Origin of the sequence: Sphingomonas sp. (assembly GCF_035714405.1) — a bacterium.
In the GTDB taxonomy this organism is placed as follows: domain Bacteria; phylum Pseudomonadota; class Alphaproteobacteria; order Sphingomonadales; family Sphingomonadaceae; genus Sphingomonas.
Map to the genome: position 1 here is coordinate 856,678 of NZ_DASTMA010000018.1, position 24,247 is coordinate 880,924.

General features: G+C 69.0%; 25 protein-coding genes. 15 read left to right on the forward strand and 10 right to left on the reverse strand.

Features of this window, described 5'->3' with window-relative positions:
* Positions 1-106: 106 nt before the first annotated feature.
* The 8 genes from VFQ64_RS11120 to VFQ64_RS11155 form a co-directional block, all read right to left on the reverse strand.
* Positions 107-466 carry an HNH endonuclease signature motif containing protein gene (locus tag VFQ64_RS11120; protein ID WP_325103352.1) on the reverse strand — a complete coding sequence of 120 codons (360 nt, stop codon included), beginning with the start codon at positions 464-466 and terminating at the stop codon, positions 107-109.
* A gap of 163 nt (positions 467-629) precedes the next feature.
* A complete protein-coding gene (locus VFQ64_RS11125; protein WP_325103353.1) occupies positions 630-1,118 on the reverse strand; it encodes a hypothetical protein in 489 nt (162 codons plus the stop codon).
* Positions 1,119-1,352: 234 nt separating this feature from the next.
* Complete coding sequence (locus VFQ64_RS11130) at positions 1,353-4,454, reverse strand: phage/plasmid primase, P4 family (protein ID WP_325103354.1); 3,102 nt, start codon at positions 4,452-4,454, stop codon at positions 1,353-1,355.
* A 92-nt stretch (positions 4,455-4,546) separates the two neighbouring features.
* Positions 4,547-5,134, reverse strand: coding sequence for a hypothetical protein (locus VFQ64_RS11135; RefSeq protein WP_325103355.1), 588 nt, complete (start codon positions 5,132-5,134; stop codon positions 4,547-4,549).
* Entirely contained in the window at positions 5,134-6,360 is a 1,227-nt protein-coding gene (locus VFQ64_RS11140) for a DNA methyltransferase (protein ID WP_325103356.1), read from the reverse strand. The genes VFQ64_RS11135 and VFQ64_RS11140 overlap by 1 nt, the downstream gene beginning before the upstream one ends.
* Positions 6,357-6,944: a hypothetical protein gene (locus tag VFQ64_RS11145; protein ID WP_325103357.1), complete on the reverse strand. Its 588-nt coding sequence runs from the start codon at positions 6,942-6,944 to the stop codon at positions 6,357-6,359. Before VFQ64_RS11145 ends, VFQ64_RS11140 begins: the two co-directional genes overlap by 4 nt.
* Positions 6,941-7,222 (reverse strand): hypothetical protein, encoded by a 282-nt coding sequence (locus tag VFQ64_RS11150; protein WP_325103358.1) that lies wholly within the window; start codon positions 7,220-7,222, stop codon positions 6,941-6,943. Before VFQ64_RS11150 ends, VFQ64_RS11145 begins: the two co-directional genes overlap by 4 nt.
* Complete coding sequence (locus VFQ64_RS11155; RefSeq protein ID WP_325103359.1) at positions 7,222-7,698, reverse strand: phage regulatory CII family protein; 477 nt, start codon at positions 7,696-7,698, stop codon at positions 7,222-7,224. The genes VFQ64_RS11150 and VFQ64_RS11155 overlap by 1 nt, the downstream gene beginning before the upstream one ends.
* An 83-nt stretch (positions 7,699-7,781) precedes the next feature.
* Between VFQ64_RS11155 and VFQ64_RS11160 the strand changes: the two genes are divergently transcribed.
* Entirely contained in the window at positions 7,782-8,696 is a 915-nt protein-coding gene (locus VFQ64_RS11160; RefSeq protein WP_325103360.1) for a LexA family protein, read from the forward strand.
* Between the two features lie 3 nt (positions 8,697-8,699).
* Here the strand turns inward: VFQ64_RS11160 and VFQ64_RS11165 are convergent, their stop codons facing one another.
* The gene (locus tag VFQ64_RS11165) at positions 8,700-8,927 is read right to left on the reverse strand and encodes a hypothetical protein (protein ID WP_325103361.1); all 228 of its coding nucleotides are present in this window, start codon (positions 8,925-8,927) and stop codon (positions 8,700-8,702) included.
* Positions 8,928-9,164: 237 nt separating this feature from the next.
* Between VFQ64_RS11165 and VFQ64_RS11170 the strand changes: the two genes are divergently transcribed.
* The 10 genes from VFQ64_RS11170 (at position 9,165) to pyrF (ending at position 19,988) form a co-directional block, all read left to right on the forward strand.
* On the forward strand, positions 9,165-9,605 hold the full coding sequence (locus VFQ64_RS11170) for a thermonuclease family protein (protein ID WP_325103362.1): 441 nt from the start codon (positions 9,165-9,167) through the stop codon (positions 9,603-9,605).
* 371 nt (positions 9,606-9,976) lie between these two features.
* On the forward strand, positions 9,977-10,297 hold the full coding sequence (locus tag VFQ64_RS11175) for a hypothetical protein (RefSeq protein ID WP_325103363.1): 321 nt from the start codon (positions 9,977-9,979) through the stop codon (positions 10,295-10,297).
* Positions 10,294-12,132, forward strand: a complete 1,839-nt coding sequence (locus VFQ64_RS11180) for a DNA cytosine methyltransferase (protein ID WP_325103364.1) — start codon at positions 10,294-10,296, stop codon at positions 12,130-12,132. The genes VFQ64_RS11175 and VFQ64_RS11180 overlap by 4 nt, the downstream gene beginning before the upstream one ends.
* A 35-nt stretch (positions 12,133-12,167) precedes the next feature.
* Positions 12,168-13,334 carry a phosphoadenosine phosphosulfate reductase family protein gene (locus VFQ64_RS11185; RefSeq protein ID WP_325103365.1) on the forward strand — a complete coding sequence of 389 codons (1,167 nt, stop codon included), beginning with the start codon at positions 12,168-12,170 and terminating at the stop codon, positions 13,332-13,334.
* On the forward strand, positions 13,331-14,137 hold the full coding sequence (locus VFQ64_RS11190; protein WP_325103366.1) for a hypothetical protein: 807 nt from the start codon (positions 13,331-13,333) through the stop codon (positions 14,135-14,137). The genes VFQ64_RS11185 and VFQ64_RS11190 overlap by 4 nt, the downstream gene beginning before the upstream one ends.
* A 69-nt stretch (positions 14,138-14,206) precedes the next feature.
* A complete protein-coding gene (locus VFQ64_RS11195) occupies positions 14,207-15,844 on the forward strand; it encodes a recombinase family protein (protein WP_325103367.1) in 1,638 nt (545 codons plus the stop codon).
* A 171-nt stretch (positions 15,845-16,015) separates the two neighbouring features.
* The gene (locus tag VFQ64_RS11200) at positions 16,016-16,714 is read left to right on the forward strand and encodes an endonuclease/exonuclease/phosphatase family protein (RefSeq protein ID WP_325103368.1); all 699 of its coding nucleotides are present in this window, start codon (positions 16,016-16,018) and stop codon (positions 16,712-16,714) included.
* Complete coding sequence (locus tag VFQ64_RS11205) at positions 16,714-18,957, forward strand: patatin-like protein (protein WP_325103369.1); 2,244 nt, start codon at positions 16,714-16,716, stop codon at positions 18,955-18,957. The genes VFQ64_RS11200 and VFQ64_RS11205 overlap by 1 nt, the downstream gene beginning before the upstream one ends.
* 34 nt (positions 18,958-18,991) lie before the next feature.
* Positions 18,992-19,300 (forward strand): hypothetical protein, encoded by a 309-nt coding sequence (locus VFQ64_RS11210; protein WP_325103370.1) that lies wholly within the window; start codon positions 18,992-18,994, stop codon positions 19,298-19,300.
* Positions 19,301-19,313: 13 nt separating this feature from the next.
* Entirely contained in the window at positions 19,314-19,988 is a 675-nt protein-coding gene (pyrF, locus tag VFQ64_RS11215) for an orotidine-5'-phosphate decarboxylase (RefSeq protein ID WP_325103371.1), read from the forward strand.
* Here the strand turns inward: pyrF and VFQ64_RS11220 are convergent.
* The gene (locus VFQ64_RS11220) at positions 19,985-20,527 is read right to left on the reverse strand and encodes a topology modulation protein (protein ID WP_325103372.1); all 543 of its coding nucleotides are present in this window, start codon (positions 20,525-20,527) and stop codon (positions 19,985-19,987) included. The two genes, pyrF and VFQ64_RS11220, sit on opposite strands and share 4 nt — an antisense overlap.
* 22 nt (positions 20,528-20,549) lie before the next feature.
* Between VFQ64_RS11220 and VFQ64_RS11225 the strand changes: the two genes are divergently transcribed.
* The 4 genes from VFQ64_RS11225 (at position 20,550) to accD (ending at position 24,234) form a co-directional block, all read left to right on the forward strand.
* Positions 20,550-21,191 carry a phosphoribosylanthranilate isomerase gene (locus VFQ64_RS11225; RefSeq protein WP_325103373.1) on the forward strand — a complete coding sequence of 214 codons (642 nt, stop codon included), beginning with the start codon at positions 20,550-20,552 and terminating at the stop codon, positions 21,189-21,191.
* Positions 21,192-21,234: 43 nt separating this feature from the next.
* Entirely contained in the window at positions 21,235-22,464 is a 1,230-nt protein-coding gene (gene trpB, locus VFQ64_RS11230; RefSeq protein ID WP_325103374.1) for a tryptophan synthase subunit beta, read from the forward strand.
* Positions 22,465-22,594: 130 nt separating this feature from the next.
* Positions 22,595-23,383 carry a tryptophan synthase subunit alpha gene (gene trpA, locus VFQ64_RS11235; protein ID WP_325103375.1) on the forward strand — a complete coding sequence of 263 codons (789 nt, stop codon included), beginning with the start codon at positions 22,595-22,597 and terminating at the stop codon, positions 23,381-23,383.
* A complete protein-coding gene (accD, locus tag VFQ64_RS11240) occupies positions 23,380-24,234 on the forward strand; it encodes an acetyl-CoA carboxylase, carboxyltransferase subunit beta (protein ID WP_325103376.1) in 855 nt (284 codons plus the stop codon). The genes trpA and accD overlap by 4 nt, the downstream gene beginning before the upstream one ends.
* Positions 24,235-24,247 lie beyond the last annotated feature (13 nt).

A 24,247-nucleotide genomic window follows, 5' to 3' on the forward strand; every position in this document is an offset into this window, starting at 1 on the left:
GTCTAGAAGCCGACGACCTTCCAGACTTTCGACCCCCCCCCCCCCACCCGTGCGGCAAGGGCCGTGCCAGATCGGGGCCTCACCCCTCGGCTCGGCCCGTTCAGGCTCAGCCCGCAGCCCGCGCCTCAGCCCGCGCCTTCGGTCCGTCGTGGCAGGCCTTGCAGAGGCACTGGAGGTTGCCCGCGTCCCAGAACAGCGCCGGGTCGCCCCGATGGGGCACGACATGATCAGCGACCAACTCGCTCGTGTCCGCGATCACCCGCCCGCAGCCCGGCCACCGACAGGTGAACAGGTCGCGCACCAGCACGGCCCAACGCAGCCGCTGCCAGCGCGCGGTCTTGTACCATCGCCGCCACGGCTGCCGGTCCCGGTCGCGGTCGAACGCCTGCCGATCACCAGGCGGGAGCGAGGCGAGCCGCGGCGCCAGCCCGCGCAGTCGCGGGGTCAACGCCTTCAACTTGCCCATTAGTTCGGCCCGGAAACGACGCGGGCGGCGAAGCCGAAGCCGCGCCGCCCGTAAGGTTGGGAGAGTACCGATGCCGCGACCCGCAGGTCCGCCTCAGTGTGGCGTGAGATACGCTCAAATCGCCCATCTCGCGAACAAGAGAATTTGCGCGCCCCGCACTTAATCAGTTTGACATGCTCAACCGCTCGGAAGTCCTAGCGTTCGCGCGCTGGCACACCCGCGCCATCGCCCGCCCGTACCGCATCCGCAGCCCATCGCGACCCCGCGACAGGCCCATCTGTCGCATGACGAGCGCCCATCGCACCTGCCGCTGCCCGCGCGCCAGCTCGCTCACCGCAAGCCCGACCAGCTTGCGGTCGATCGGCGCCAGCACCTCGACCCAGCCGAACGCCTCCTCCATCTCGCCCACCTCGCGCCGGGTCAGCGACGCCGGCCGCAGCACCGCGCTAGCCATGTCGCCGCCGCGATCGTCATAGTCGCCCGCCAGCACGTCGCGCGTGATCTCCGGCCAGGCCGAGCGCAGCCGCTGCCACCCGCGCTCGCGGTCCGCGTGACGCCAGCAGGTCAGCATAGCTTCGACCAACCGCTCTTCCACCTCCGCCAGCGTGAAGCTTCCGGCGATGGAAGCTTGCAGATCAATCCTTCCGCTCATCATCGAACCTCAACCCACTGACTAACAATGATAACTTTCTTCCTCATGGAAGGATTGGAAGGGTGGAAGGATGAAACGGATATTGTGATCGTGCGCGCATGCGCCTGCGCACATGATACGGGCAACATCGCGAAAACCCTTCCAACCCTTCCACAGGCGCAGAAATCCTGCGCTTTTCCCTTCCGCGATCCATCCGCCACCCTTCCGACCCGGAAGGATTGCAGTCCGATCGCCTCATGGCGGCATGTCGTCGTCGAAGTCGGACGAGGGGCGAGAGCCCATCGCGTCCAGCACCCGGTCATCGCCATCTTCCTCGATCAGCGTGCGCGGCCTGCCCTCGTCATCCACGAAGTCGCCGACCTCGCGGGTCATGGCGATGTCCAGCCACCACACGCCATTCGACGTTTTCTTCTCATATCCCTTCTCGGCGAGCGCAGTGGAGAAGCCCTTGTTCTTCCACTCGCTCTCGCCCGCGACCCGGCACCAGGCGACAAAGACCGCGTGCAGGGCAGAGGACTGCACGCGCGATCCGGCCTCGGGAACGGTACACGCCCGCATGAACCGCGCGATCGGATCGCTGGCATCGCGATACGCTTCGGTCGCGGCGGTCACGCCCTGGGGCTCGACCAGCCCATGCGACAGATAATCCAACAGCCCCTCGACCAGCCGGTTGAGCACGCCCGACGCCTCCTCGGCGATGATCTTCGCGGGCAGCTTCGGGTCCTTTTCGGGCCAGTCCGCGACACCGGCCTCGGGCTTCTCGATGTTGCGCAGCCACGGGACCAGCTTCATCCGACTCCAGATACCGTCGTCAGTGTCCGGGATATCGAACCGCGTGTTGCCCATGATGATGAGCTTGAAGAGGGGCTGGAGGTTGAAGAACCCGCGATGCAGCATCCTGACCGGCAGCGGGTCGCCACCCGTCACCAGCTTGATCAGCGCACTGTCCAGCTTCTCGTTGCGGCCCGGCTCTGACGAGCGCAGCAGCCGCACACCGCCCAGCTTGGCCAGATCGGGTGAGGCCTGATCGCCGCGCTTCTTGATCCCCTGGTCGAGGAAGCTGCCGATCGGGATCGTGTCGGCGTAATCGCCCGCGACGTGCTGCCACACGTCCAGCGTCGTGCCCTTGCCGTTGCGCCCGCGTCCGTACCAGAACCACAGCTTCTGCTCGCCCGCGTCACCGGTCAGCGCATAGCCGCCGAGCTGGTGCAGGTAGCGCCGCATCGGTGCGTCGGGTTGCGCCCAGGCGAACATCTTGTCGTACCGCGGCGCGGGGGCAGCCGGGTCGTACACCACCGGCGACAGCTTCGTCTGCAGGTCTTCGCGGCAATGGTCGGCGAGCTCCACCGTGCCCCGGCGCGCGCCGTCAGGCGCTTCTTCGCACCGGAAGCGCAGCGTGCCGTTCATCACGTTGACGGCGAAGGGATCGCGATCGAACTGCTCGATCGGCACCGTCAGCCAGCGACGCGCCAGCGCCGCGACCGCCGCGGGCATTCCCGTCGTTTCCGACGCGCGACCGAATGCGCGCACGGTGTCCGAGAACAGCACGAAGCCCTTGCCCTTCATGATCCATCGATCGAGCCCGTGCGGGTTCTGATCGTCGTAGAGGTCCAGCTCCTGCTGCTCACCGCCACGTGGCCCGATCCGGTCGATAAGCCGCCAGCGCACGCCGGTGTCGCCGATCAGCCGCGCCTCATCCTGCAGGCTGCGGATCGTGTCGAACACCGCCGCGATCACCTCCGCCGGCGGTGTCTTTTCGTCCTGGTCGAGCACCTTCCACCGCCGTGTGTCCCAACCGACCCAGCCCTTCGCGGTGGTGAAGCGGAAATCGTGCCCAAACCGATCGCGAAACCGCTCCGCGATCCCGAACGGTGTGAGGGGATGACCGGCGCAGCGCATCGCGAGCAGCAGCGGCTCCAGGTCGAACCCGCGCGCGTATCCATCGTCCAGCGCCCGGTCGAGGTCGGCCGGCGTCAGATCGGCGACGGTCTCGGCAGGAGCCGCCAGCAACACCCGCGCAGACTCTTCGTCCAGCAGCCCGGCCGCGATGCGCCGACCCACCCCGAACGCCAGCTTCGACAGCGTGTCGCGCGACGGCTCCAGATGCTCCAGACGCCGCACCAGCCACGCCCGCGCCACGCGTTTGAGCCGGTCCGCCTCGGCCTCCCCTAGATCAGTCAGCGGATGCCCTCCATTGTGGAAGGGTTGACTGAAATCCCCGCCACGCGAGGGCTGCGCGGTGGCGGCGGGCGTGCCGCGAGAGGGCGCGCGCTCCTGACGGGCGCGCGACGATGCCGCGACCTCTGCGAGGTCGCGAGGATTTTCCTGACCTCGAGAGAGGCCGTTCTCCAGCGTCCGGTGCGCTCCATCGGGATCTTGGTTGCCCGGCATCCGGTCGATGACGTCGAGCAGCGCCGCGCGGACGACGCCGAGCGAGATCGCCCCTGCGGCGACCAGTCCGCCCATTTTTAGCCCGGCCGCAAAGATGCCGTTGTTGCGCCCGCCGTGGCGGCCGCCGCCGATCGGCGTCGCCGCCAGCTCGCTGCATTCATGGTCCAGAGCCCGCATCGCATAACGGCGCACCGCTTCGTCGTCGCCGGCCGGCAGGCTCGCGCGACGCACAGGCCGTTCATCCGCGATCTCCTCGCCGGCGCCGGCAGACCGATCCCGCGCCTTCGCCTTGCTCGCCCGCAGGATGTCGACCAGCTGCGCCGGCGCATCAGCGATCGCCGCGTCATCGCGCCAGTCGCCCCCCCGATCGAACCAGCGATACCGAGCACCCGTTTCCGGCAGCACCGAGGGCGGCGCGATGACGTATCCGCCCAGTCCGCGCACATCGACATGCTCGGGCAGGTTGCCGCGGTTGCGGATCGGCTCACCGGCAGGCTGGCGGAAGTAGACGTGCACCCCGCCCGACTGGGTGACCGCGGTCACCGATCGCGGCAGCGCGCAGCCCATCTGCGCCTCCAGGTCGGTCTTCAGCTGCTCGAGCGTCCACTCCCGCCGGCCGGTGACCTCGCCGGTGTCTGGGTCGACCTCCTCTTCGACCCGCGGATCGAAATCGAGCACGAAGCACCCGTTCGCGCCCGTCGGCAGGCCAATCAGCGCCTCGGGATGCTCGCGCCACCAGGCGAGGATCCGCTGCTCGTCGGTGGTCGCGTCCTTCAGCCCGTTGCCGGTGTACGGCGCCTTCGCCTTGAAGGTGCGCGTCTTGCCGCCCGCGCCGCCGATGACGCGCGTCTCGTCGCGCTCCCGGCACGGGAACACGGGCCACCCTCGACGCGCATATTGCAGCGCCGCCGAGCACATGGCGGACGGCAGGGTGGACGCGGACACTGGCGGCTATTCTCCAAAAAGGGTGGCGGGATGCTCGCGAGCACCGTCCCGCCGGCGGTGGAATCTCGCGTCGGGGGCCGCGCTCGCGAACCTCAGACGGGCGGTTCTTCCAGGGCGGCGCGCAGCCGTGCGAGCCGATCCTCGGCAGCATCGGCGCGAAGGGTCGCGGCCAGCTCGGCCGAGCGATCGCCGGCATGCTCGAAGCGACGCCGAACCTCGCCGAGCAGCGCATCGATGTGAATATCGGCGATCGCAGGCACCGACGGCTGCGGCTCAAACGCCGGCGACGCCAGCTGTACCAGGCCGAGCTCGACCAGCTCCACCGCAGCGCGGCCAACCACACCGTCGCCAGCTTTTGCGCGAGCCTCAATCGCTTTCAGGATCTCGCCCGAAGCCGCAAAGGTGATCGTCCGTTTCGTCGCGGGCGCAGGGTTAGCTGGCATGTCAGGCTCCTCGTGAATGGTTTTGACAGATGGCACGGGCCGTCCGAGTGCCCCTCCGAGACGCTGGCGCCCGTCGCGGCATGGAGCGCAGCGACCATCGACCAGGCGAGGACAATCCTCACCACAGCTGTCGCACTCGCCCGGTTTGCCGGGCGGTATCGGTATCCGAGCCTGTGCGATGCTGCGCGCCAGGTGCTCGGCCTCCAGCTCGACGGCCATGTCCACTTCGTCCGCCATCACGCCGCCACCTGGTCGAGCAGATCGAACAGGCTCCCGGTCGCCCTGCCAGCATCTTGCTCGCGCAGCAGCCGCACCCCGTCCGCGAAATAGCCCGGGTTGAGCTCGCTTGCCGCGCCGCGCCGGCCGAGCTTCACCGCCCGCATCGGCACCGTCATCAGCCCACCGAACGGATCGTAGACCAGCTCGCCCGGCTCGCTCCACAGCCCGATCGCGCGGTCGACGATGTCGAACGGCAGCGGGCACAGATGCTGCTCGCGGCCCTTCGCCGCCTGCAGCGTGTTCGCGCCCAGCATCCGCGCCACGTCCGTCCACACCTCCGGATGCCAGCTCTGCGCCGGCAGCAGCGCGAAGTCGGTGGGGAGCGCCTGACGACGCTCCATCGACTCGGTCAGCGCGACGTGATGCTCGTGCTCGTGAACGTTCGCGAACGACCAGCCGCGAAACAGCTGATAGATGCCGTCATGCGGCAGCCCCTCCAGATCGGCGGGCGTCAGCACCCGGTTCCCCGACGATCGCCAGAACCCGCTGGCGTCGTTCTGCCAGCGCGACGGCGAATAGCCGCTGTTCGCCACCAGCCGTGCCTTGTAGTTGCGCACCCGCGCATCGTCCCAGTCGACGATCCGGCCGTCCTCCAGATCAACCAGCGGCTTCGGCTTGACGACCGGGCGGTCGGCATAGCCGCGCGCGCGGTCCGTCTGCGGCTTCCTGAACACCAGCAGATATTCGGGCATCCCGCCGCCCTGGCGGCTCCCATCCTTGCAATGCTCGGTCCAGCCGAGGCGATAGGTCTGCGCGTTCTCCCGCACCACGTCGGTGACGATCGTACGCCGCGACAGGAAGGCGAAACCGTGGCGGCGATAATGCGCCACGCACTCGTCGGAGAACGGGTCCACCGTCTGGAAGCCCAGCCCGTCCATCCCGCCCGGCCGGATGCGATCCTTGACATGCACCGCCAGGATGCGCCCCGGCTCCAGCACCCGCAGCAGCTCCGGCGTAGCGCGCACCCCGACCGGGTCCGCAGCCTCGCGGTACAATCCGGTCGCGATCATGTCGGCAAAGGCGCGCAGCTCGTTCTTCACCGCCGAAGCCTCTTCGATCGTCAGCCTGCCGCGCGCCGCGATCCGATCGATCTGCCGCTCGCGTTCGCGGCGCAGGCCGAGGATGCCGCCGCGCTCCGCCACGATCTCCTCGCGCCGCACCTGTTCGAAGGTCCGCCGCTTCATGCCGCAAGCCCCGTGCGCGCGGCGGTCGCGACGATCGTCACCAGCCGGTACGTGGGCGGGGAGACATGAGCGATCGAGATGATGTGCAGCGACTTCAGCGCGCCGATCGACGCCTCGACCGTCGCCACGTCCAGCTCCGCCAACTCGGCCAGCCGATGGTTGGTCGGACACGGCCGGCGAAACTGGGCCGCCCGCGACAGGATCGGCAGCACCCGGTCCACGGCCGTCCACTCCAGTGCCTCGTCCACCTCTCCCACGAGGCGCGGCGCCGACAGCACCGACCGCGGCGGCCGTGCGACGGCGGCGGGAGCATCCGACCAGGGGCGGCTGGTCCGCTCGGCGAAGTACGAGAACACGCCCGTGTCGCCGAACTCTTCGGGACACACGCGGTATCGCGCCAGGTTCACCAGCTCGCGCGCCGCCAGCATGCGCGCGCATGCCGCCCCGGCCGAGCCGGGGGGCAGCGAGCAGCGCGTCGCATACACGAACCGGTCGCCTGCCCGCGCGGTCCGCGCCCACGCCTCCAGGCGCGCAGGACTGGCGACGACGCCGGGCGCCTCGTCGATGATGCGCTCGTCGCTCACGCCGCCTGCAGCGCCTGCTCGGGGTTCTCGAACCAGCCGCCGGCGGGCGGCTTCTGCCACAGCCGCCAGCCGATCCCGGCGCGCTGCATCAGTACCTGGGTCAGCACCGCGCCGGGGACGACCTCGCCCGCCAGCATCCGCTCGACCGTGGTCTCGCCGCAGCCGGGCAGATCGCGCGCTGCGACCCGCACGTCGCCGCGATGCTCGCGTCCGATCCACCACGCCAGCCGGCGCGCGCCTTCGTTCGGGACCTTCGCCCCGAGGTGCATCTTCACCATCATCGTTTCCCTTCGATCGCGGCCAGCGCCGCATCCATCGCCACCGCCACGTCGATCAGGTCGGCGACCTGCTTTCGCGCAGCCCGCGCTTCGTCAGCATCGACCTTGCCGTCCGCCAGCGCCGCGCAGATCGCCGAGGCGATCGCGCCGCCCTCCCGTGCCTGCCGCGCCACCAGGTGGAGCAGGTCGCCCGCCTCCGGCAGCGCGTCGGGCAGCTTGACGAGCGCGAAGCCCTGCTGCGCCGCCAGCGCACGGGTGACGTGCGGCCAGCCTTCGCGACCACGGGCGAGCGGCTCGAGGTCCGCCAGCACGTCAAGCGCGACGAAGCTGTCCGGTTCGTTGGGCGACTGGTTGCAGCCGAGCACGGACTTGCCGACCCGGCAGAACCCCGCCGCTGCCTCGAGCCCTCCGACACCGCGGATCATCTCCCCGGTGGCGCGCTTGAGCGCGAGCTTCTCGGGCGTCGTCGCCCTCACGCTGCGATCTCCGCCGGCGTGGCGGAAAGATCGTCCGCGTTTCCGGGTGACCCATCCCCCTCCGCGCGCGCATGCTCGCGCACATGATCAGCCTCGCCCCCCTCGCTCGCCACCGCCTCCGGCAAGGCCACCCCGTGCCGATCGGCGAGCTCGCCCAGGTCGAGCTCCGGGCGCTCCATGCGAGCGGTTCGGACGAGGTGGTTGAGGCGGGAGCCGCTCAGGTCTTTCCGCCACCGCGAGACGGACGAAGGCGGCGCATTGGTGAGCTCGGCTACCGCGACGGTGCCGCCCATCGCGTCGATGAGTGCGTTGGCGAACTGTTCCATTCCGGCAATGTTGCCGATACGGAAACCTCAAATCAAGCTAAATCTTTCCGCATCGGTAATTGCCATATTGGCAAGCGACCGTTTGAAGTCCCAAATATGGACAAGGAAGAGATCAGGGCACGGATGAAGGCACGCGGGCTGCAGCAGGTCGACCTCGCGAATGCCCTCGGCGTAACCCCAGTGACCATTTCGAAATCGCTCGGGCCCGGTGGCACGCGCCCCTTCAAGTACCACGAGATGAAGAAGCTGGAAGCATTGCTCGCCGACCCGGCGGGGGAGGTCGAGGGCACGGCAACGGTCATGATCCCGGTTATCGGCCAAGTCGTCGCTGGCACTTGGCGCGAGGAGGTGCAGCGCCCGTTAGGTCACATGGCGATGGACCGCACCTCGACTCCGCCCCGCTCATTTGCGCTGGAAGTTGACGGAGACTCGATGGATCTGGAGATCGCCTCAGGCGGCAGGGTCGTCGTCGATCCCGACGACAAGGCGCTGTTTCCTGGCCGGCTCTACGTCGTGATCAATCAGGCAGGCGAGACCACCTTCAAGCAGTACGCCGAACACCCGGCTCGCTTGGAGCCGAGGTCCACCAACCCGGTGCACCAGCCGATCGCGATTGGAGAAGAGCCGTTCACGCTCATCGGTCGGGTAACCGCGCTCTACAGAACCCGCTGAGCGTCACGCAGCTCGTCGCCCGTTCGCTTCCCACTCCTCGAAGTTCATTGGAACCGACAGGCGCTCGATGTCGCCGGGGACGGTCACATAGAACCGGCCCCGCTCGTCAACGGAGCCGAGCCCCTCGGCCCTTAGATCGTCCTGCACCTGCTTCGAGCAGCTCCGCCACGGCCCGACAGGACGCCCGAAACACAGCGCCCGATACCAATATGCCACTATGGTGTCGCCCACGACTCACTCCATCCCGTCGGTCAAAGGTGGAACGAGGCAGGAACAGAAATCAAGCGACAGCTTCTACTTGCCGATATGGCAACAAATATACTTGACGGGTAACTTTCCGATATGGAAATAAGCGGCGTGGGCATACCGCCCAACGGAACGCCGCGATGCAGCACCTCGACCCGATCAATCCGGAACCGAGCGGCTTTCCCGTTCCCGTGCCGTCGCTCCGGTGCAAGGGAGAGCCCCATGCTGACGCTGTTGCTTTTGCTCGTTTCGACATCGCCCACGATTGGAGCGACACCAGCACGGCAAGCGGCCGCTTCTACGATCCAATGCCGCCCGACGGACGGCGACACGATCCGCTGCGGTTCGGAGCGCATCCGTTTGCTGGCGATCGATTCGCCGGAGATGCCGGGGCACTGCCGACGCGGTCGGACCTGCGCTCGGGGCAACCCGCAGGCGGCAAAGGCGAGCCTCTCCGCGCTGCTGCGCTCGGGCTCCCCGCTGATCCGCAGGGTCGGGACCGACCAATACGGGAGGACGCTGGCCATGGTGAGCGTGAACGGCACGGACCTGTCTTGCCACCAGCTTCGGGCGGGACACGCGATCTACAAGCCACGCTGGGACGATGGCGCGCGCGTGAGGAGAACCTGCCGCTTCGGCCGGAGCCCGACGACGAAGGGCTAGACGCCTACCTCGACGGTCTGCTCGCGGTAATCTGCACCGCAGCGATCGTTCTCGTCGTCGTGGTCGGTCTGGGCGGCGCCTGGTGGGGCGGACGGCCATGAGCGGCCCCGCTTACCCGCTTCCGCCCATGGCCGGGCAGCGTGACGATCCACGCGTGAAGACGGCCGTGGGTCCGACGATCCTGCTCCAGTCAGGGGTCGTACTTCGACCTGCTCGATCCGTTCAACAGCGAGTTCTCGATCGAGGACATCGCTCACGGGCTATCCAACACCTGCCGCTTCGCTGGTCAGTGCCGCGAGTTCTACTCGGTGGCCGAGCACAGTTGGCACGCAAGCTTCCTTGTCCCGCAGCACCTGAGCCTGTCGGCTCTCATGCACGATGCGGCGGAGGCGTTCATCGGCGACGTCACCCGGCCGCTCAAGTCGCTGCTCGGCACCTACAAGATCGTCGAGAGCAACATCGAACAAGCCATCGCGTACCGCTTCAGGGTCGCGGGCACCGACGCTGCCGAGATCAAGAACGCGGACCTGCAGATGCTGCAGGCCGAACGCTTCGCGCTGATGCCCCCGAGCCCCGAAGGCGAATGGCCGCTGTTCGCGGGCGTCGAGCCTGTGCACGTCGATCTGCGCTGCTGGGGGCCGGGAGAGGCGAAGGAGCAGTTCCTCCGCCGGTTCTCGGAGCTGCAACAGTGACCCCCCTCGTCATCGACAACTTCGCCGGCGGTGGTGGCGCGTCGACCGGGATCGAGGCGGCGCTCGGCCGCGCGGTCGACGTGGCGATCAACCACGATCCGGAGGCCGTCGCGATGCACCTCGCGAACCACCCCGCCAGCCGCCACTTCTGCCAGTCGATCATGGCGGTCGACCCGCTGGAGGCGACGGGCGGCGCGCCGGTCGCGCTCGCCTGGTTCTCCCCCGACTGCAAGCACCACAGCAAGGCGAAGGGCGGCAAGCCGGTCGAGAAGAACATCCGCGACCTCGCCTGGATCGTCGTCCACTGGGCGGAGCGGCTGCGCAAGGCGACGCCGGACGGCCGCGGCGCACCCGCGATCATCATGCTCGAGAACGTCGAGGAGTTTCGCCAGTGGGGGCCGCTGGTCCAGGACGCGGAGGGCAAGCACCGCCCCTGCCCCGACCGTCGCGGCGAGACCTTCGACCTGTGGGTCCGCGCGCTCAAGCGCCAGGGCTATCGCGTCCAGTGGCGCGAGCTGCGCGCCTGCGACTTCGGCGCGCCCACCAGCCGCAAACGCCTGTTCCTGATCGCCAGGCGCGACGGCCTGCCGATCGTCTGGCCGACGCCCACGCACGGGAAGCGAGACTCTGCCGAGGTCGAGCGCGGCGAGCGCCTGCCGTGGCGCACCGCCGCCGAGATCATCGACTGGTCGCTCCCCTGCCCGTCGATCTTCTCCCGCACCCGCGAGCTGAAGGACACCACCAAGCGCCGCATCGCGCACGGGGTGATGCGATACGTCGTCAACGCCGCGCGGCCGTTCGTCGTCGGCGTCGGCGGCAGGCGCGGTCAGAGCCCGGAACGATCGATCGACGTGCCGTGGCCGACGCAGACCGCAAAGGCCGACGCCGCGATCGTCAACGCCGCGATCGTACCCATCACCCACGCGGGCGGCGAGCGAACACACAGCCCGGACGAGCCGCTCCGCACCGTCACCACCGCCAGCCGTGGCGAACTGGCGGCAACCAGCGCGACACTGATCATGATGGGTTATGGCGAGCGGCCGGGGCAAGAGCCCCGCGTCCCTGGCCTCGACCAGCCCGCCCGCACCGTCGTATCGGGCGGCGGCAAGCACGGCCTCGTCACCGCCCACTTGGAGAAGTTCAAGACGCGTTCTGCCGGCGCCTCCGCTGCGGAGCCAGCCCCCACGGTGCTAGCCAGCGGGGGGCCAGCTGCGGTCGTCACCAGCTTCCTGTCGCACTTCTACACCTCGAACACGAACGGCGGACAGGGCGACCCGCTCCAGCCGGTCAAGACAGTCACCAGCGAGGGTCAGCATCACGCCGTCGTCTGCGCGCACATGGAGCAGGCGAACACCGGCATGGTCGGCCACCCCGCCACGCGCCCGCTGTCGACGATCGTCGGGCGCGGCACGACGCAGCGGCTGGTCGAGACGACGATGGTCCCCGCCGACGCGCTCCCGCCCGAACTGATGGAGCGCGCCACCCGCACCGCCGCCTTCCTGATCAAGTATTATGGAACGGGCGCAGTCGGGCAGGCTCTTGACGCACCGATCCACACGCTTTCGAGCAAGGACACGTTTGCCGTCGTCACCGTGACGATCGAGGCCGCGACCTACGTGCTGGTCGACATCGGCATGCGGATGCTCACCCCGCGCGAGCTCGCCCGCGCCCAAGGCTTCCCCGACAGCTACATCCTCGACGCGCCCGGCCCGAACGGCGAGCCGCTGACCAAAACCGCGCAGATCAGGATGATCGGCAACAGCGTCTGTCCGCAAATGGCCGAAGCCCTCGTCCGCGCCAACGTCGCGATCGCGGCCGAGCAGGTGGCGGCATGACTGCCGTCGACAACCTATTCGCGCGTGGCGTGCGCATGCTCCACGAGGAGATGGTCGAGATGACCCTCGCCTCGCTGCGTGCCTACTGGCCAGCGCATCAGCACGTCGCCCTCGCGTGGTCGGGAGGCAAGGACAGCACTGCGCTGGTGACGCTGCTCGTCCACCTTATCGACGCGGGCGAGCTGCCGCAGCCCGAAGTGCTCTATGTTTTCTACGCGGACACGCGGCTCGAGCTGCCGCCGCTCCAGCGCGCGGCCGATTTGATGATGAACATGCTGCGCGCGCGCAACTGGATCCGCGTGGTTGTCGTCACCGCTCCGCTCGACAAGCGGTTCATGGTCTACATCCTCGGTCGCGGCGTACCGCCGCCCAATAACAACACGCTCCGCTGGTGTACCCGCCAGATCAAGGTCGAGCCCATGGCCGCGGCGCTGGGCGAAGCGATCGCGGCATTGCCCGGCAGCGCCCTGATGCTGACCGGCGTGCGAGAGGGCGAGAGCGCGGTCCGCGACGGACGGATCGCCATGTCTTGTTCGAAGGACGGCGCCGAATGCGGTCAGGGCTGGTACCAACAGGTCCTGCCGGACGCCAAGGGCATCCGCGGCCGCATCGCCACCCTCGCACCGCTGCTCCACTGGCGGGTCTGCACGGTCTGGGACTGGCTGAAGGTCTACGCGCCGCAGCCGGAGTTCGGCGGCTGGCCGACAGCCATCCTCGCGGATGCGTACGGCGGTGACGACGCTACCGAGATTAACGCGCGCACCGGTTGCATCGGCTGTCCACTCGCAGCTCGGGACACTGCGCTCGAAGTCATCTGCGCCATGCCGGCATGGACGCACCTCACGCCGCTGCTGGAGCTGAAGCCGCTCTACCGCTGGATGCGCGAGCCCGCCCAGCGGCTGCGCAAGTCTGGCGTTGAGCGGCTGAAGGATGGCTCCATCGCTAAGAACCCGCAGCGAATGGGCCCGCTGACGCTAGAAGCGCGCGCGATCGCGCTGGTACAGGTCCTCGACATCCAGCGTCGCGCGCGCGTCGACCTGATTAACGGGGAGGAAGAGGCGCGCATCCGCGAGCTGATCGCCGCGCACACCTTCCCGAATAAGTGGGATGGCGACGAGCCGAGCGCCGCAGCTTGGCTCGACCAGGTCAATCAGGACGGCACGGTGCAGCCCATCCTCTTTCGCGACCTCGTGGGCGCATGACCCCGCCCCGCTTCGCCGCACGGCCGGAGGTGTTCGACTACCTGCTCGACGCCGCGCGCCGCCTGCTCGCCGAACGCGAAGCGCGATACCCGGCGATGATCGAGGCGGGCAAGCTGGCCGTCGCCGACGCCACCCGCAAGCTTGAACTGGCCCGCTGTCTGGTCGCGCAGTGGCGCTGGGCTGCCGACCCGGCGCGCGCGACGCTAGGCGAGTGGCGGGAGCCTGGCCATTTCAATGCGTGGGCGCACGAACTCGCGGCCGAGATCGCCGACGCCGCCACCCGCGCCCGCGCCCTCGCCGATCGTGACCCGACCCCGCTGCGCCGCGAGGTCGCCGACATGTACGAGGCGCTCGCCTGGTGGCAGCAGCCCGTCTCCCCCGGCCGCGCGCGCATCGTCGCCCATGCCGACTTCACCGCCGGCGTCCGCGACCCAGGCGCTCGCCGCCTGATCCCCGTGTTACACGCGACCCCGCAGAACGCCGCAGGAGCGCCACCCCGCCCGGTCGCCACCTGCCCCGAGTGTAGGTCCCCGGTCACGCCGGGAAAGCTGTTCTGCTCGACAGAGCATCGCACCGCCTGGAACAACCGCCAGACCGTGCGCGGCCGCGTCCTCACCAGCCTGGCCATCGTCATGCGCGTCACCCGCAACGGCACCCGCGGCGATCGCGCGACCGGCAAGCAGGCGACGCACGAGTTCAACACGCTCGTCAGCCGCTGGATCGACGAGGACGCCCGTGCTGGTCGCCAGCCGTGGCCGGAGTACCAAGCCCGCCGGTACCGCCTCGGGTTCGACCCGCTGTGAGCCCGAAGCCGTCGCCTGAAGTGCTCGCTTTCGTGAGAGCCCTTGCGCGCGCCAACGTGGCGAGGGACATTGCCGCCGCCCGCCAGCAGGACAGGTCCGCTGAAAACCCTCGTTTACGCCCGCTATTCTAGCCAGCTCCAGAACGCCCGGTCGATCGAGGACCAGGTCTCGGACTGCCGCGCCCGCGCCACGCGCGAGGGCTGGGACGTGGTGGAGGTGTTCACCGATTACGCGATCAGCGGCGCCGCCGGCATCGACGAAGCCGGCCGGCCAGGTCTGGCCGCGTTGTTAGCGCGCGTCGATCGCGGGGGCGTCGACCAGCTGCTGACCGAATCGACCGACCGGCTCGCCCGTCACCAGGGCGATGACTTCGCCTTGCGGGAACGGCTGCAGTTCGCAGGTGTCCGCCTCTTCACCCTCATGGAGGGCGAGGTCGACGACATTACCGGCACCATCAAGGGGCTGATGAACGCGCGTTTCCGCAAGGATCTGGGTGACCGGACCCGACGCGGGCAGCGTGGCGCGGTCAGCGAGGGCCGGGCACCCGGCGGGCTCGCCTACGGGTACCGTCGCGCCAACCGCCTGGACGAGCGCGGCGACATCGTGCGGGGCCTGCGCGAGATCGATTCGGACGAGGCCGAGGTGGTCGTCCGCATCTTCACCGAATACGCGGCCGGCCGCAGCCCGCGCGCGATCGCGAGCGGGCTGAACGCGGACGGGATCAAGGCGCCCCGCAGCGCCGCCTCCTGGCGCACCACCACCATCCTCGGCGATCGCCAACGCCACACCGGCATGCTCAACAACCGGACCTATGCTGGCGTCATGGTCTACAACCGCACGCGCAAGGTCACCGACCCGCGCACCCGCCGCAAGCTGATCAGGCCGAACCCCCAGGCCGACTGGGTGGAGCACGCGGTGCCGGATCTCCGGATCGTCAGCGACGCTCAGTGGCAGGCCGCACAGGATCGCCGGGGTGAGCAGGCCGACCGGCCAATCCACCAGCAGCGGCGCCCGAAGCACCTCCTCTCCGGGCTCGGCCGGTGCGGAAACTGCGGCGGTGGCTGGGTCCGCCAGAGCCACCAATATTGGGGCTGCGCGCGCCGCAAGGATGGTCGCGGCTGCGACAATCGTCTCCACATCCGGTCGGACAGGTTCGAGCGCGCGGTCATCGATCAGCTGAAGGAGCTGTTCCTCAGCCGCGAGGCCATCAGCGAGTATCTGCGCGAGTACCATCGCGAACACGCCCGCCGCGCCGGAGAGTCGACCCGCGAGCGCGCAACACTCGAGCGGAAATTCGGCGAGGCCACCCGCAAGGTCGATCGCCTGATCGGCGCGGTGGCCGATGGCGGCGCGGAGTTCTCCGAGATCAGGGACGTGCTCGCGGTCGCCAGGCGCGATCGCGACGAGCTGGCCGGCCGCCTCGCATCGATCGACGCCCTACCGGTCTTGGCTCTGCACCCAGGGCTGGCCGAAGAATACCGCCGCCAAATCGATCAGCTCGACAAGGTGCTCACCGAGAACGATGCCGCCCAGCTGGAGGCGATCCCCCGCCTGCGCGCGCTGATCGAGCACATCACACTCACGCCCGACGAAGCTGGGGAAACGCTAATCGTGGAGGTGCACGGCCGTCTCGATCGTGTGGTCGAGCTTGCCACCGGGGCGCCCGTCCCGAAGTCGGCAGCGAAGCGCCGCGCTGCCGTCCGATAACGGGTGTTTCCTGCAACCGGCACCGCACAGCGCGCACGGACGCAGCTGCATCCGAGACGCTGCAGCGCGACCGGGCCGGGCTTCAGCCCGGCTTCGACGTCACGGATTTACTCGGTGACGGCGCTCGCCCGAAGCAACCCGCTCGTTGCCTCAGCGTTACAAAGCCCGGGCATGATAAAAGTCGCCAGCTACAACATGCGCAAGGGCGTGGGTCTCGACCGCAAACGCTCGCCCGAGCGCATTCTCGAGGTGCTGAACGAGATCGACGCCGACGTGGTCGCGCTCCAGGAGGCCGACCGCCGCTTCGGCGCCCGCGCCTGCGTCATCTCGCCACAGCTGCTCGAGGCAGAGTCGGACTGGAAGGCCGTCGATTTCGGCATGCGCGCCGCCTCGATGGGCTGGCATGGCAACGCCCTGCTCGTCCGCAAGGCCGCCACCGTCGAGAGCGGCGGCCCCATCCACCTGCCGGCGCTGGAGCCGCGCGGCGCGGTCACCGCCGACGTGACGCTGCCCGTCGGGCCGGCGCTGCGCATCGTCGGCATGCATCTTGATCTGTCAGGGCTGTGGCGGCGGCGCCAGGCGGCGGCGGTCATGACCCACGTCGATAAGGCGGCCGAGCCGCGCGAGACGGTGTTGATGGGCGACCTCAATGAATGGACCGGGGCCGCCGGCTGTCTGCGCGACTTCGCTCGCCGGTATCAGTTCGCGGAGACTGGCCCGTCATTTCACGCCCGCCGCCCGGTCGGCCGCCTCGATCGCATCATGGTCTCTCCCGGCCTGCGGGTCGCCGATTGCGGTGTCCACGCCAGTCCCAGCGCGCGCAAGGCCTCCGATCACCTGCCGATCTGGGCGATACTGGAGCCCAGCTGATGCGCGAAAAGGAGCTACGTCTCGCGCTCGTCTGCTATGGCGGCATCAGCCTCGCCGTCTACATGCACGGCATTACCAAGGAGGTGTGGCGCCTCGCCTGCGCCAGCCGCGCGGTGCACGACGGCGCTCCGCCCGGCAGCGGCAGTCAGGGCGTGTACCAGGAGTTGCTGGCGGAACTGGAGCAGCACGCCGGGGTCCGCATCCGCGTCCTGCCCGACATCATCGCCGGCGCCAGCGCGGGCGGGATCAACGGCATCTTCCTGGCCCAGGCGATCGCGACCGGGCAAAGCCTCGACCCGCTCACCGACCTGTGGCTGACCAGCGCGGACGTGGAGGCGCTGATCGACGGCGAGGCGGCACCCAAATCGCGCTTTTCCAAGCTATGGGCGAAGCCGATCGCCTGGCTGGCGGCGGGGCGCGGCGGCGACAAGCTCGACGAGCTGGACGAGCCCACCCGCGACGAGGTCCGCGGCAAGCTCTCGCACCTGATCCGCTCGCGCTGGTTCGAGCCTCCGTTCGGGGGTGCCGCGTTCACCGGCCTGCTGCTCGACGCGCTCGACGCGATGGCGTCGTCGCCGCGCGGACCCCGGCTGCTCCCCGCCGGTCAGCCGCTCGACCTGTTCGTCACCGTTACCGACTTCACCGGCCACCCCGAGCGCCTCCAGCTCAACTCGCCGCCCGAAGTGATCGAGACCGAACACCGCGTCGTCATCGACTTCAGCGATCATGGGCAGGCGGTGGACACGCTCGCGGCCCTGCCCGAACTCGCCTTTGCCGCGCGCGCGACCTCCAGCTTCCCGGGTGCCTTTCCGCCGTTCAGCGCCGTGGAAATCGACGCGGTTCTCAAGCTGCGGCGTAAGGCCTGGCCGGGTCGCCGCGCCTTCCTCGCCCGTATCCTGCCCCGACAAGCGGCCACCAACACGGCCGACAAGGCGGTGCTGATCGACGGCTCCGTGCTCGCCAACGCGCCGTTCCGCCCGGCCATCGAGGCGTTGCAGCGGCGACCCGCCAAGCGCCAGGTCGACCGCCGTTTCGTCTATATCGACCCTTCTCCCGGCAACAAACTCCGCCTCGGCACACCCGGCGAGGCACCCGGCTGGTTCCAGACGATCCTCGGCGCGCTCTCCGATCTGCCGCGCCAGCAGCCGATCCGCGACAATCTGGAGGCGATCGCTGCCCGTTCCGCGCGCACCGAACGGCTGCGCGGCATCGTCGAGACGATCCGGCCAAGCGTGGAGGCGGAGGTGAGCGCGCTGTTCGGCGGGCAACTCGACGCCGAGCGCCCCACGCCCACTCGACTGATCGCCTGGCGGCGACGCGCGCATGGCGCCGCGGTCGAGACGGCGGGCTACGCCCACGCGGCCTATGCTCACCTCAAGGTCGCGGGCGTTCTCGACACGCTGGCGGCGCTTCTGATCCAGCTCAGCGACCGCCGTACGCCCGAGGCGCTTACCGCCGGTCTGCGCGAAGTACTGCCCGCGCTCGGCACCAATGCGGATGCCACCGTCGCGTTCCTGCGGGGCTTCGACATCGGCTATCGCATTCGCCGCCTGCGCCTGCTCGCCCGCCGCCTCGCCGACCTCGAGCACGGCGCCGACGAGACCAGCCTCGCGCCCGTCCGGGATGCGATATACGCTTCGCTGGCGCTCTACCTCGACCGGCAACGCCCCGAAGCGCATGGCGACCTCCGCCCGCTGATCCGTCGGGCGCGCTGCGACTGGCAGGTGGTAGCAGAAACGCTGTCCGCCTCGCTCGACCTTACCGCGTTGGACGCGGAGACGGACAAGCGCCTCGCCGGGGCTTTCGCTTCGCTGCCGTCGGCGGAGCGCCGTTCGCTGCTGCTCAGCTATCTGGGCTTCCCCTGGTTCGACGTCGCCACTCTGCCCTTGCTGCAGGGCGAGGGACTGGACGAGTTCGACCCGATCAGGATCGATCGCATCGCGCCCGACGACGCCCGCTCGATCCGTTCAGGCGGCGCGGAGGCCACCTTGAAGGGCATCCAGTTCAATAACTTCGGCGGATTCTTTAGCAGGACGTATCGGGAAAACGATTATCTGTGGGGACGTCTGCACGGTGCCGAGCGGCTGATCGACATCACCGTCTCCACCAGCCCCACCCGCCTCAAGCCCGGGCGGGTCGCCGACTTGAAGCGCCGCATCTTCCGCGCCATCCTCGATGCCGAAGCGCCGCGCCTCACCGCCATCGCGCCGCTGATCGCCAGCCTGCGGCAGGAGATCGGCTAGCATCCCGGGGCCAACCGCGTTACCCTCCCCGTTGATGCAGTTCCTCAAATACCTCTTCTGGTGCCTGCTCGCCTTTCTCGCCGCGGTGTTCACCTTCGGCAACTGGACCCGCGTCGAAATCCATCTGTGGGGCGGACTGATCGCGCTGGTGAACCTGCCTTTCCTGCTGCTCTGCACGTTCCTGCTCGGGTTGGTGCCGATGCTGATCTACCATCTCACCGCGCGCTGGCGGCTTCGCCAACGACTGCAGACCACCGAGCGCACGGTCGAGGCGTTGCGGGTCAGCATGCCGATCGAGGCTCCGCCGGCAGAGCCGGTGCCGGCGATCACCGCCCAGCCATGACCAGCCGCATCCCATGACTTCCCGTATATACGTCGCGCTCGACACGCCCGATCTCGCCCGGGCGCAGGCGATCGCAACGCGGGTCCGTCACCATGTCGGCGGCCTGAAGCTGGGGCTGGAGTTCTTCGCCGCCCACGGCCAGCATGGGGTCCGCGAGCTGGCGCATCTCGGCCTGCCCATCTTCCTCGATCTCAAGCTGCACGACATCCCCAACACCGTCGCCAAGGCGGTGCAGGCGCTGAGCGCGCTGGAGCCCGCCATCCTGACCATCCACGCCGCCGGCGGGCGGGCGATGCTGGAGGACGCCAAGGCCGCCGCGCCGCCGGCGACCAAGGTCGTCGCGGTGACGATGCTGACCAGCCTCGACGCGGAGGACCTGCTTGCCACCGGCGTCGTCGGCAGCGCCCACGATCAGGTCGTCCGGCTCACCGATCTGGCGCAGGAGGCCGGCCTCGACGGCATCGTCTGCTCGGGCGCGGAGGTCGCCGCCGCCAAGGCGCGCTGGTCCAGGGGCTTCTTCGTCGTTCCCGGCGTCCGCCCCGCCAACGGCGTGGCGGGCGACCAGAAGCGGGTCGTCACCCCGCGCCAGGCGCTCGACTCGGGCGCGTCGATCCTCGTCGTCGGCCGCCCGATCACCCAGGCCGACGATCCCGACGCAGCCGCCCGGGCGATCGGCGCGACGCTTTAGGCCACCCCAGCCGCCAGCTCGCCGTGCGTGAGCGCCGCCGTGAATCGCGCGCGGTCCCGTGTCGAGGTGAGCCGGATGACCCTGACATCGCTCCCCGCCAGCAGTCGCTCGACCAGCGGCCTGATCCGCCGGCGAAAGGTCAGGATGTACGCCACGAACTCGGCGTCGAGCTTCTCCGGGCAGCCCTCCGTCATGTCGGGTCGCGACCGTCCACGCCAGCGCCGCACCCGCTTCATCGCGCCCCACAAACAGGTGGCGGTCGGCAGATCCAGATAGACCACCAGCGTTGGGCGCCGCAGCCGCGCCGGCAGCGTGCTGTTGTACATGCCGTCGATCACCCAGTGCGGCCCGTCCGCAAGCGCCGCCGCCCGTGCCAGCCACGCCTCGCGCTCCGGCTCCACCCAGCCCGGCTGCCAATGCTCCGCGTCCAGGTGGATCAGCGGCAGGTCTGTGGCGCGAGCGATCAGCGTCGCCAGCGTGGACTTGCCCGCACCGGGACAGCCGATCACGGCGATGCGCTGTTCGGGTTGCTCGATCACCGCCCGTCCCTATAGCCGTGCCATGCCTGCGACAGCGAAAATCTGCGGCCTGACCACGCCCGAGACGATCGATGCTGCGATCAAGGGCGGAGCCAGCCATATCGGCCTGAACTTCTTCCCCCCCTCGCCACGCCACGTCGAGATCGACCAGGTGCGCGCGCTTGCCGCACGGATGCCCTCGCACGTCCAGGCGGTTGGAGTCTTCGTCGACCCTGACGAGCGGCTGGTGGCGGACGCGATGCAGGCGGCGGGGCTGTCCGTCATCCAGCTCCACGGCTCCGAGTCTCCCGACCGAGTCGCGGAGCTGAAGCGGCTGACCGGGCTGGAGACGTGGAAGGTCCTCTCCATCCGCACCCGCGCCGACCTTGAGCGCGCGCGAGACTATCGCGGCGCCGTGGACCTCCTCCTTTATGACGCCAAGACGCCGCCGGGTTCGGCGCTGCCGGGCGGGATGGGGCTGCGCTTCGACTGGACGCTGCTCGACGGCTTCGATCACCCGCTGCCGTGGGGGCTCTCGGGCGGGCTGGAGCCGGGCAACGTCGCCGACGCGATCCACCGCACGGCCACGCGGATGGTGGATGTCTCCTCCGGCGTGGAGACCGCCCCGGGGGTCAAGGACCCAGAGCTAATCCGGGCTTTCCTTAGGGCGGTGGAGGCTGCCTAGCGACGGGTGACAGGACGGCGCGGCGCGCCTAAACGCCGACGCGATGAACGCCCCCAACTCCTTCCGCCTGCAGCCCGACGAACGCGGCCATTTCGGTCAGTTCGGCGGCCGCTATGTCGCGGAAACGCTGATGCCGCTCGTACTGGAGCTGGACGCCGCCTACCGCGCCGCCAAGGTGGACCCGGCGTTCAAGGCGCAGTTCGACGACCTGCTCGAACATTATGTCGGCCGCCCCTCGCCGCTTTACTATGCCGAGCGCCTGACCGACGCGCTGCGCGCTTCCGCGCCGGAGGGCATGGGCGCGCAGGTCTGGTTCAAGCGCGACGAGCTGAACCACACGGGCGCGCACAAGATCAACAACTGCATCGGCCAGATCCTGCTCGCGATCCGTATGGGCAAGACCCGGATCATCGCGGAGACCGGCGCCGGCCAGCACGGCGTCGCCACCGCGACCGTCTGCGCGCGGTTCGGCCTGCCTTGCGTCATCTACATGGGCGCGCGTGACATCGAGCGACAGCAGCCCAATGTGTTCCGGATGAAGCTGTTGGGTGCCGAAGTTCGTGCGGTAACTTCGGGCGCGCAGACGCTCAAGGACGCGATGAACGAGGGCCTGCGCGATTGGGTCGCGAACGTTCAAGACACCTTCTACATCATCGGCACCGCCGCGGGCCCGCACCCCTATCCGGAGCTGGTCCGCGACTTCCAGAGCGTGATCGGCACCGAAGCGCGCGCGCAGATGCTCGCCCGCACCGGCCGCCTGCCCGACCTGCTCGTCGCGGCGATCGGCGGCGGCTCCAATGCGATCGGCCTGTTCCACCCGTTCCTCGATGACCCCGACGTGGCGATGCTGGGCGTCGAGGCGGCGGGCCACGGCCTCGACAAGCAGCACGCCGCCTCGCTTGCCGGCGGCTTTCCCGGCGTGCTCCACGGCAACAAGACCTTCCTGCTTCAGGACGAGGACGGCCAGATCGCCGAGGCGCACTCGATCAGCGCCGGCCTCGACTATCCCGGCATCGGCCCCGAACACGCCTGGCTGCACGAGATCGGCCGCGTGACCTATGAGAGCGCGACGGACACGGAGGCGCTCGATGCCTTCCAGCTGCTGTGCCGCACCGAGGGCATCATCCCCGCGCTCGAACCCTCCCATGCTATCGCAGCCGTCACCCGCAAGGCACGAGAGATGCGGCAGGATCAGGTCATCCTCGCCAACCTCTGCGGCCGCGGCGACAAGGACATCTTCACCGTCGCCGAAGCGCTCGGGGTTGCGATATGAACCTCCCCTCCAGCTTGCGGGAGGGGCACTCTCGTCTCCCCTCCCGCTTGCGGGAGGGGCTGGGGGAGGGCTTGTCCGGTCCTTGCAACAGCCCCTCCCCTAACCCCTCCCGCGAGCGGGAGGGGAATGCATGACCCGCCTCTCCGCCGCATTCTTCCGCGGCCCTGCCCTGGTTACCTTCGTCACCGCCGGCGATGGTCCGACGCTTGCCATCCTCGACGCCCTCGTCGCAGGCGGGGCGGACATAATTGAGCTTGGCATGCCCTTCACGGACCCGATGGCGGACGGCCCGGCGATCCAGGCGGCGAACATCCGCAGCTTGGGCGCGGGCACAACAACGGCCGATATCCTGCTGCTCGCCAAGCAGTTCCGTCAGCGCCACCCCGACACCCCGCTGGTCCTGATGGGCTATGCCAACCCGATGCTCCGCCGCGGCCCGGAGTGGTTCGCGGACGCCTGCGCCGATGCGGGCGTCGACGGGGTAATCTGTGTCGACCTGCCGCCGGAGGAAGACGATCAGCTCGGCCCCGCACTCCGCGCCAAGGGCATCGACCCGATCCGCCTCGCCACCCCCACCACCGACGCCGCCCGCCTGCCCACCGTCCTCAACGGCGCGTCCGGCTTCCTCTACTATGTCTCGGTCGCCGGCATCACCGGCCTCCAACAGGCCCAGGCAAGCTCCATCGCCGACGCGGTCGCCCGCCTCAAGGCCGCGACCGACCTCCCCGTCGCGGTCGGCTTCGGCATCCGCACCCCAGATCAAGCCGCCGCCGTCGCGAGGATCGCCGACGGCGTCGTCGTCGGCTCCGCCATCGTCGAGTTGGTGGAGCGGCACGGCCTCAATGCACCAGCCGCCGTCCAGACCTATGTCCGCACACTTAGGACCGCCATCGACCTGGCCGTCAAGGAACCCGCATGAGCTGGCTCAACTCCGTTCGCAACGCCCTCCCCTTCGCCGCGAAACCAAAGACTTCGCCCGACAACCTGTGGCATAGTTGCAAGGGCTGCGAGCAGATGGTCTTCTCCAAGGAATGGGAGGAGAACGCCTTCGTCTGCCCCAAATGCGATCATCACGATCGGATCGGCCCTGCCGCCCGTTTCGAGCAGGTGTTCGACCAGGGCAGTTGGCAGTCCCTTCCCTCCCCAAGGGTGCCGGAGGATCCGCTCAAATTCCGCGATTCCAAACGCTACCTCGATCGCCTCAAGGCCGCCCGCACTGACCATCAGGAGACCGACGCGTTCGTCAACGCCTTTGGCCGCATCGGTGGGAATCCCGCCATCGTCGGCGTCCAGGATTTCGCCTTCATGGGTGGCTCGATGGGGCTGGCGGTCGGCGAGGCATTCGTGCGCGGCGTCGAGAACGCGGTGCGCGAGCATGTGCCCTACGTCGTCTTCACGGCGTCCGGGGGCGCGCGGATGCAGGAGGGCATCCTGTCGCTGATGCAGATGCCGCGCAGCACCGTCGCGATCGACATGCTCCGAGACGCCGGTCTGCCCTATATCGTCGTGCTCACCGACCCGACCAGCGGCGGCGTCATGGCGGCCTATGCGATGCTCGGCGACGTCCAGATCGCCGAACCCAAGGCGACGCTCGCCTTTACCGGTCGCCGCGTGATCGAAAGCACGATCCGCGAGAAGCTCCCCGACGATTTCCAGACGTCCGAATATTATCTGGAGCACGGCCTGATCGACATGGTCGTCCACCGCCACCAGCTGAAGGACCGGCTGGCGACGGTGATCGGCTATCTGACAACAGCAAAGGCGGCATGAAGGAGCTCCCCTC